Consider the following 8,925-nt stretch of genomic DNA (forward strand, 5'->3'; position numbering starts at 1 on the left):
TGGTGGTGCGGGCAACGCTGGTGGCCGGATCGATCTGCGAAGCGGTCAGCGCCTGGCCGCGGGTGTTGTAGGTGTACGTAGACTTGGCGACAAGCGTGTTGGCGGCGTTGTACACCCGGCGTTCGGTCGGCACGCGCAAGGTCGTGTGCCAATCGGTCTGCGTGGTGCGCTTCTTGCCGGTGGCGTCGTTGGAAGCCTCGATACGCTCGGTTTCAAGATTTCGCGTCGTGTCGAAAGTGCGATTCGTCAGATAACCGTCCGGATTCGTTTCCGTCGCTAGGTTGCCATTCGTGTCGTAGCTTCTATAGACCGATAGACCGCTACCACAGACAAGACATTTCGGGCTGATTGCGACCGGTTTGTGGACACCTTGAATCGTCTGAAAATTATAAGTGTGCGCCACACCGAAGGGATCTGTTACAACCGTCGTGGCGTTAAGGAAAGGGAAACTGAACTGGAACTTATTCACTCCACCCGCATGTTCCGTAGAGATCGCACTGCCCGATGTGTTATAGCCGAAGGTCGCATAGCGAACCCCATTCTCATCGACGATTCCTGTCATCGCATTCGGGAAGCTCGAATTCTGCGTGTAGCCTTGCTCGTTATAAACATAGGCCCTGGAGTTTCCGTCAGGAAAGGTCACGGAAGCCAGATTATTATTGACGTCATAGGTGTAGGCGACGGAATGTCCGGCGGAGTCCGTGATCGTGGCTATGTTGCCGGCGCCCGTCGTCGCATTCGCTGGGTTATAGGTAAAGCTGAGGGACCTTCCTTGGTTGTCCATGACCGACAACAGCTTCGGAGCTTCCCCAGGGGGCGGGTTAGTCGAGTACGCCAGCGTAGTTGCCCGTCCGCTCTTTGTTGTGATCGACTGGAGCAGTCCGTTCGCATCGTATATCTCAACCATATCTTCCGGCGTGGTCAGCTTGTAGCCAGAAACAAGCGATTCGAGCTTGTAGTTGATATCCGTATCGCCAACCCAAGCAAGGGATGGCGCCGTACGTTCGAAAGAGAAATCCTGCCCGTTCGGACGCCGTACTACCGCCAATGCCCAGTTCGGATAGATTCCGAGAGAAATCCGTTGGGTGAAGGTCGATTGCCAGTTAGTACCTGTCACTCGCTTGACGAATGTCGACTTTGACAGGTACGTCCTAACGTACTGCAGGTCGCCTTCACCGATATCGGGGGCTTCGCTCTGTCGCTTGAAACCCGTGGAGACGTCAATCGGGTTTCCGATCCCATTACATGGGTCGCAATTTTTTGTCGGCGGGTCCCCGAAATACCCGATCGGTCCGCCGGCAGCAATACTGCCATTCGCATAATAGAAAGCCAGGTGGACGGGTAACCAGCCGCCAGCTGGAGGAAACGAGACTGGAGGACCATTGGGATTAAAGTGAGTTGTTGTCGAACCGTCACACCAGATGGTCGGATCGGCATGATAAGGCTTCACGCTTGCCGCACAGCCTGCTTCGCCTGCTTCTTCAATACTTGCAAGCCCGTAGATGTGATCGCTCCCCCAGGGCGCCACTACAAAGCCTCCAGACGCTTCCGCGTTCATGGCGGCAAAGCTCAAGCCCATACACAAAATGGACCGAACTCCCAAACAGCGCATATCGATCCGCATATATTTCTCCATTGATGCAGGCTGAGAGTAATTCTCAGACTGCAGATTTCGACTGTGTGAGAATGGGTTTTTAGTCGATTGGGAGGTTCCAGAAATAGAACATATGCGATTGGAACGAGCATGATTCTCTGGCCGCATTCCCCCCGCTTCCCGCCGTCAACCCTTGATTTTCCATGCTGCTTGCTTGATTCCAACCCCGCTCCCAGCGTGAAGCACGGCCGTCAAAAAATTTGTGACGGTCTTTGAAGAACAATCTTGTGAGATCGCTCGCTTTTCAGATGGCGATAGGGGTTTGCATGACCAGCATATCGGCTGCACGCCACGCGCATGCAATAGCAACCTGATGCTGAGTCAATTATTCCGCGCTAACGAAAATAGATCGCTAACTGCAATTATCGCAAGGCAATGGACAACACGTTGAGTTGTAGCCCTGGCGTCGGAAACCGAGATGCAAGGTGTTACAGCAAGTACCGCCCCTTCAACATCTCAAACACAGCCCGCAACGCCATCGTCTCATCCCCCGATCACTGTCGTTCCACACATGCACATCCAGATGTGCCCCCTCTGCTGCGCGGGCACTGAACACGCCAGGGAGAGGAACCCCAAATGGTTAGAGTAAATATCCGTCCAATCAATAGTTACTCAGCAATGGCACTCGGTGTTGTTGCTGATCGCAAAATAGGCGGGCACGAGACGAAAATGAGACCTTCCGCCACGCTTTGTAGAGCCGAGCTTGCTCGGCTGCTCTCGTGAGGAATCAAAGGCAGCCGAGCAAGCTCGGCTCTACAAAGATAGGCGGCGCGTGCTGAGGTGGCGTCTGGGGGTCACGCGGGATAGCGCGCCTTCAACATCTCAAACGCAGCCCGCAACGCCATCGCCTCACCGCCCGCAGGCCGCCCCGCACGATCGCTATCGTTCCACGCATACACATCCAGATGCGCCCACTTCTGCTGCGCAGGAACGAAGCGTTCCAGATACAACGCCGCGGTGACCGCGCCGGCCATGCGCGAACCCGCGTTGGCCATGTCGGCGATGCCGCTATTGAGATAACGAAGATAAGGACGCCACAACGGCATGCGCCACAGTGGATCGCGTGTGCGTTCGCCCGCCGCGATCCAATCGCTGGCCAACGCATCGTCGTTGGCGAACAACGCCGGCAGGTCCGGCCCCAACGCGATGCGCGCCGCGCCGGTCAGCGTGGCGAAATCCAGCACGATGTCCGGTTCCTGCTCGCCCGCGTAAGTCAGCGCGTCGCACAGGATCACCCGGCCCTCGGCATCGGTATTGTCGATCTCTACGCTCAAGCCCTGCCGCGTGGCGATCACTTCGCCCGGACGGAACGCATCCGGGCCGATCGCGTTTTCCACCGCCGGCACCAGCACCGTCAACCGCACCGGCAGCTTGCGCGCCATGATCAGTTCGGCCAGCGCCAGCGCATGCGCCGCGCCGCCCATGTCCTTCTTCATGTTGCGCATGCCGTCGGCGGGTTTGATGTCCAGACCGCCGGTGTCGAAGCACACGCCCTTGCCGACCAATGCCACGTGCGGCAGACCGCTGTCGCCCCAGCGCAGCGCGATCAAACGCGGCGCCCGGTGCGAAGCGCGGCCGACCGCGTGGATGGCCGGGAAATTCCGCGCCAGCAACTCGTCGCCAGCGATGACTTCCAGCTGCGCGCCATGCGTTGTAGCGAGTTCGCGCGCCACCGCTTCCAACTGCTCCGGTCCCATGTGTTCGGTAGGCGTGTTGACCAGATCGCGCACACGCACGCACGCGGCCAGCAGATCCAGCGCTTCGGCATCGGCATCCTGCAGCAGCAGGCGCGCCGGCTGGCGTGCGGGTTTCTTGTAGCGGTCGAAGCGATAGCTGCCCAGACCCCAACCCAGTTGCAACGCCGCGCGCGCATCGGCTTCCAGCGTCGAAGCCAGCCGCCAGTCGCCTGCCGGCAGACCCAGCGGCGCATGCGCATAGGAGTAGGGATCCAGCGGATCGCCAATGCCGATCGCGGCGGCGGCGATGCCGTGTTCGCCCGGCAGCAGCAGCAGCGCGCCAGGTGCTGCGGAAAACTGCTGCGCGTCCACCCAGGCCTGCAAGGCGGGCGACAAGCCGTTGCGCCACTCGCCGAACCGGTCGCGTCCCAGTACGTGCAGCGGCAGTGCGGAGGAAGAAGTGTCGGTGAATCCGTTCGGCAGGCTCATGCGGCGGCGTGCTCCGTAGTGTGGCGATGCGTTGCATCCAGCCAGTCGGCCAGTGCGGCGAGGTCGGTGAATTCCAGATCCGGACGCAGAGTGGGGTGGGTCCACGCCTGCGCCTCGCGGTTGATCCAGCAGCTGCGCAACCCGGCCTGCGCGGCGCCGATCACATCCATCTCGATATGGTCGCCCACGTGCAGCACCTCAAAGGGCGGCACGCCCAGGCGCTGGCAGGCGGCGTGGAAGATGCTGGCTTCGGGTTTGGCCGCGCCGTGTTCGCGGGCGCCCAGCTGGAAGGCGAAATGCCGCGACAGGCCGATGCGTTCAAGATCGGCGTTGCCGTTGGTCACCGCCGCCACCGGCACGCGCGCGGCGATGCGCTCCAGCGCGGCCAAGCTGTCGGCGTAGCATTCCACCTGGTTGCGCGCGGCGTAGAAGATCTCGTAGGCCGGCTCCAGCAGCGCTGCGTCGGAGCCGCTTTCCTGCAATGCGCGCCGCAAGGTGATCCTGCGCAGTTCGCTGAGGTCGTGGATCAGGTGCGGATGTTCGGCGAAGACCCGCTCGCGCAGCGCGCGCATGGCCTCGATTGGAAAGCGGGCGGCGGTGGGCGGGCTGTGTTCCAGCATCCACGCATGCAGCACCTGCTCGATCCGTGCGCCGATCGGGGCGAAGGGCCACAGGGTGTCGTCGAGATCCAGGGTGATGGCGCGGACGGGGAAATTCACCCTCGCATTCTAACGGTGCAGGGGGCGGGGGGCATGAAGGAGATGCCAAGGATAGGGAATGCCCCGCTTTTGCCTCCCCCTTTGAAAAAGGGGGATTGAGGGGGATTTGCTCTTGATCTTGCTCTTGCTTTGCTTCTTCAACGAAGAAAAGAAAGGAGGAGCAAGATCAAGAGCAAATCCCCCGTAGCCCCCTTTGCCAAAGGGGGCAAAGCAAGAGCAGGGGCAAAGCTAGAGCTAGAGCCTGATCAGGGTCCGCCGGTCACTCCAACAACCGCGCCCAGCCTTCCATGCCTTCCACCCGCGCCAGCACCAGTTTGACGCAGACCAGCAGCGGCACCGCCAGCAGCAGGCCGACGATGCCCCACAGCCAGCCGAACAGCATCAGCGCCAGGATCAGCACCAGCGGCGACAGCGCCATGCGCCGGCCCAGTACGATGGGAGTGACGATCTGGCCTTCCAGCGTATGCAGCCCCAGATAGATCAGCACCGGCAACGCCGACAGCCAGGGTTCGTTGTAGGTCACGAAACCCACCAGCAGCATCACGCCCATGCCGATCAGGGGTCCCACGTAAGGGGCGTAGTTCAACAGCGCGACCATCGTGCCCCACAGCAGGGCCTCCTGCAGGGGGATATCCAGCGCATACAGGATCCCCGCATAGACCAGCCCCACCACCGCGTTGATCACGGTGATGGTCAGCACGTAGCGCGACAGTTCGCGCTCGATGGAATGCATCAGGTCCACGGTGAATTTCTGCTTCTGCCGGCCGGGCAGCAGCGCTATCGCATTGCGCTGCAGGTCTTCGCCGTAGACCAGGAAGAAGAACGTCAGCAGCACCACCGCCAGCACCGAGGCCAGCAGGCGCGGGGTGGCGGTGAGCACCTTGTAGGGGTCGTCCACCTGGGTGCGCACCACCTGCACTTTCTTGGCGCTCTCGCCGCCGGCGGCGCGGGCGATGTTCTCGGCGGCGCGGTTGGCGTCCTGCATGGGCTTGGCCAGCTGGCGCAGCCTGGGGGTGAGCTCGCGCAGTTCCTGCGGCACGTCGCGGAACCAGTCGCCGGCCGGCACGATCAGCTGGCTGCCCAGCGCGCCGGCACCGGCGATGCCGCCCACCACCACCACCAGGGCGGCGACGAAGCGCGGCACCCACAGCCGCTTGAGCAGACGGATGATGGGGTTGGCCACCAGGGCGAAGAACATGCCCAGCAGGATGGGCAGCAGCAGATCCTGCGCCGCCCACAGGGTGTAGCCGATCGCCAGCGTGGCCAGTGCCAGCAGCGCGGTGGAGGCGCGCGGGCGGCGTGGGGGTGGCACTGTTTCGTCGCTGTGGTCAACCGCTTGCGGATCGCTGGGGGAAAGGCTCAAGGGACACGCTCGCGCAGGATGAGGAGACGACCAGCTTAAAGAATGACCGGTGGGAGCGCCGTCCCGGCGCGAGCTTTTGGCTGTGGAGCGACTGCATGGATTGGCGATCGACTCAAGAGCTCGCGCCGGGACGGCGCTCCCACAGAGGAAGTTTCAGCGTTCGGAAATTTCGGTAGCCGCCTCGGCCGGTCGCGGTTCGGTCTGGAAAACTTCGTCCGGCGTGCCGCTCTGCCGTGCAGATGGCCGCACGTAATCGAACTGCGACTGCGCCGGGTCTGCGGGCGCTGCATTTTCCACCGCCCCATCGGCGACCACGCCTTCAGCCGTGTCGGCCGCGCCTTGCGCCGTCTCCGCCGCCACCGTCGCCTGCACCGAAGCGAACAAGCCCGACACCGCGCCGATCATCTGCAGCAGGCGCGGACCGCTCAGCGCGCGCAGCGGTTCGGCGCGGCCGGAGATGAAACCGCTGACCAGTCCGGCGGCGATGATGCGCGCCGGGGTCCAGCCTTCGCGCCAATCCAGTTTCAGGGCGGCCCACTGCTCGCGCGTGCGTTCGCCGCGGCTCTCCACCCGGCGTTCGGCGATGTCCACTTGCCGCTGCAGCTGCTTGTAGTTCATGGCGGCGTCCCGGGCTTGCCGTCTTCCTCTTCCTCGCCTTCGTCGCCGATGCCCAGGCGCGCCAGCTGGCGGCGGGTGGCGTGCAGGCCGGCGCATTCGAAGTAATGGATGGTGCGCCACACGGCGACGGCGGTGACCACGCTGCTCAGCACCGCCGCGAAAGACAGCGACTGCAGCCACGACCAGCCCAGCCGCTGCAGCACCGCGATCAGCGCGCCCACCACCAGCAGCCAGGCCGAAGCGCCGAATACGATGCCCACCGCCACCCACGCCAGCGCGCGGCCCATCGCGCTGCGCGCCAATGCCAGGTCGGCCGAGATCAGGCGGCGCAGCGCACGCCCGGTGTCCCTGGCCGAGGCCAGGGTCGCCTTGCCGGCGGCGCCGATGCGCCGCACGCTTTCATCCAGGTGTGGTGGCTTGACGTCGGCTTGGGGCTCGTCGCCTGCCGACGCGCCGGGCAGCTCGTTGTCGCTCACGTGGAGTGCGGCTTACTTGTCGCCGCCGCCGCTGCGCGCCAATTTGGCGATGATCCAGCCGGCAGCGAAAGCCACGCCGAAGGAAGCCAGCGGACGTTCGCGGATCAGGTCGGCGGCGCTGTCGATCAGGTCGCGGCCTTTGTCCATCAGATGGTCCACCTGTTCCATCGCGGCGGCGCCGCCCGATTCGGCGGCGGCCAATCCGGACAGCGCGCTGTCGGCCAGTTCGGCCTTCACGTTGGCCTTGCCCAGCTTCAGTTCGTCGCCTGCCGAACCCGCGGCGCCCTTGATGGCTTCGCTGGCGGCGGCGGCGGCGGATTTGAGATGCGAACCGGCTTCGCCCAGGTTGCTCTTCAATGCATCGGTCGCGGTGGGGTTGTTCATCGTCATCTCCTTTGAGTGGGCAGGCGTCTGGACGCCCGCGTGAGGACTATCTATAGCAGGTGGCCATTAACGTGCCGTCATTTGGCCGCGCCGTCATTGCACCAGCAGATTGCCGCGCGCATTGCCGCGCATGATCTGCAGCACCAGTTGCGCCGGCTTGCGGGCGAAGCTCGCCTGGAAACCGGCCAGGTCGGTGAACTCGCCAGTAGTCGCGCCCAGGACCACGTCGTCGGGCTGCAGCCGGTTCTGCGCGGCGCGGCTGCCGCGCGCCACGTCCTTGACCAGCACGCCGCTCAGCCCGGCGCTGCGCAGGGCTTCGGGCAGTTCGGCGAAGGAGGCGCCGGTCAGGCGCGGATCCAGCGACGCGCCGGCCACCGGTCCCGGCTGCGCCTTGAGCGCCGCGCGCAGGGTCAGCGGCTTGCCGTCGCGGCGCAGGTCCAGCGCTATCGCATTGCCCACCGGCTGCAGGCCTTCGTAGTTGTGCAGCGCTTCGGCGCTGTCGATGCGCTGGCCGTTGGCGGCCACCACCACATCGCCCGCCTTCAGGCCGGCAGCGGCCGCGCCGGAACCGGGGTAGATGCGGGTGATCAGCGCGCCGCGGGTTTCGCTGATGCCCAGGCCCTTGGCCAGATCGGCGGTCAGCGTCTGCGATTCCAGGCCCAGGGTGCCGCGGATCACCACGCCGTTGTTCTTCAACAGCTGATCCACCACATCGCGCGCCAGGTTGGTCGGAATGGCCAGGCCCAGGCCGATGTTGCCGGCCATGCTGCCCTGCGGATTGAGGCTGGCGGTGTTGATGCCGACCAGCTGGCCCTGCAGGTTGACCAGCGCGCCGCCGGAATTGCCCGGGTTGATCGAGGCATCGGTCTGGATGAAGTTCTGCAGGCCCAGCCCGCGGATGCCGCTGCGCCCGACCGCCGAGACGATGCCCGAAGTCACCGTCTGGCTCAGCCCGAACGGATTGCCGATGGCCACCACGAAATCGCCCACGTTCAGCGCGCCGCTGTCGGCCAGCGGCACCGCGGTCAAATTGTCGGCGCGGATGCGGATCAGGGCCACGTCGGTGTCGGCGTCCGAACCCAGGAATTCGGCCTTCAGCGTGCGCCCGTCGGCCAGGGTCACCGACACGTCGTCGGCGTTCTCGATCACGTGGTGGTTGGTCAGCACATAGCCGTTGACCGCATCGATGATCACGCCCGAGCCCAGCGATTCGTTGATGCGTTCCTGCGGAATGTTGGGGAACATGCGGCGGAAGAACGGATCGTTGGCGAACGGGTTGCGCACCCGCACCACCTGCTTGGTGTTCACGCTGACCACCGCCGGCATCACTTTCTGCAGCATCGGCGCCAGCGAAGGCAGCGGCTGGCCATTGACCGCCGCCGGCAGCGAGCCGATCGCCGGGACCAGGGCAGGGGCGTGCGCGGGAGCCGGCGCGGCCTGGGCGGGCTGCTCCAGCAGGGCGTTCAGGCCGGTGGCGGCGAATCCGCCAAAGGCGGCAGCGGCGGCGAGGGCGATCAGGGTGGGGAACGGGCGCATGGTCGAAGGT

The 8,925-nt window shown here is 64.2% G+C and carries 8 protein-coding genes; all 8 read right to left on the reverse strand.

Annotated elements, in window-relative coordinates; all coding sequences use genetic code 11:
• On the reverse strand, window positions 1–1,624 hold a 1,624-nt coding region (locus CSC73_RS18210), incomplete at its 3' end, for a DUF6531 domain-containing protein (protein ID WP_163843516.1).
• Between the two features lie 824 nt (window positions 1,625–2,448).
• Window positions 2,449–3,819 (reverse strand): leucyl aminopeptidase family protein, encoded by a 1,371-nt coding sequence (locus CSC73_RS18215; RefSeq protein WP_163843518.1) that lies wholly within the window; start codon window positions 3,817–3,819, stop codon window positions 2,449–2,451.
• Entirely contained in the window at window positions 3,816–4,538 is a 723-nt protein-coding gene (locus CSC73_RS18220) for an HAD family hydrolase (protein WP_163843520.1), read from the reverse strand. The genes CSC73_RS18215 and CSC73_RS18220 overlap by 4 nt, the downstream gene beginning before the upstream one ends.
• A 259-nt stretch (window positions 4,539–4,797) precedes the next feature.
• Window positions 4,798–5,901, reverse strand: a complete 1,104-nt coding sequence (locus CSC73_RS18225) for an AI-2E family transporter (RefSeq protein WP_163843523.1) — start codon at window positions 5,899–5,901, stop codon at window positions 4,798–4,800.
• 153 nt (window positions 5,902–6,054) lie between these two features.
• Window positions 6,055–6,519 carry a protein sip-5 gene (locus tag CSC73_RS18230; RefSeq protein WP_163843525.1) on the reverse strand — a complete coding sequence of 155 codons (465 nt, stop codon included), beginning with the start codon at window positions 6,517–6,519 and terminating at the stop codon, window positions 6,055–6,057.
• Window positions 6,516–6,995, reverse strand: coding sequence for a phage holin family protein (locus tag CSC73_RS18235; protein ID WP_163843527.1), 480 nt, complete (start codon window positions 6,993–6,995; stop codon window positions 6,516–6,518). The genes CSC73_RS18230 and CSC73_RS18235 overlap by 4 nt, the downstream gene beginning before the upstream one ends.
• A gap of 12 nt (window positions 6,996–7,007) precedes the next feature.
• Window positions 7,008–7,379, reverse strand: coding sequence for a hypothetical protein (locus tag CSC73_RS18240; RefSeq protein WP_093285999.1), 372 nt, complete (start codon window positions 7,377–7,379; stop codon window positions 7,008–7,010).
• Window positions 7,380–7,472: 93 nt separating this feature from the next.
• The gene (locus tag CSC73_RS18245; protein ID WP_163843543.1) at window positions 7,473–8,915 is read right to left on the reverse strand and encodes a Do family serine endopeptidase; all 1,443 of its coding nucleotides are present in this window, start codon (window positions 8,913–8,915) and stop codon (window positions 7,473–7,475) included.
• Between the last annotated feature and the right edge of the window lie 10 nt (window positions 8,916–8,925).

It is taken from the genome of Pseudoxanthomonas sacheonensis (assembly GCF_010093305.1).
Classification (GTDB): Bacteria; Pseudomonadota; Gammaproteobacteria; order Xanthomonadales; family Xanthomonadaceae; genus Pseudoxanthomonas_A; species Pseudoxanthomonas_A sacheonensis.

What these genes read in the sequence shown, in the direction of transcription:
- CSC73_RS18215 (WP_163843518.1), bottom strand. Translation starts at nt 3,819, where the DNA reads ATGAGCCTGCCGAACGGATTCACCGACACTTCTTCCTCCGCACTGCCG.
- CSC73_RS18230 (WP_163843525.1), bottom strand. Translation starts at nt 6,519, where the DNA reads ATGAACTACAAGCAGCTGCAGCGGCAAGTGGACATCGCCGAACGCCGG.
- CSC73_RS18240 (WP_093285999.1), bottom strand. Translation starts at nt 7,379, where the DNA reads ATGAACAACCCCACCGCGACCGATGCATTGAAGAGCAACCTGGGCGAA.
- CSC73_RS18245 (WP_163843543.1), bottom strand. Translation starts at nt 8,915, where the DNA reads ATGCGCCCGTTCCCCACCCTGATCGCCCTCGCCGCCGCTGCCGCCTTT.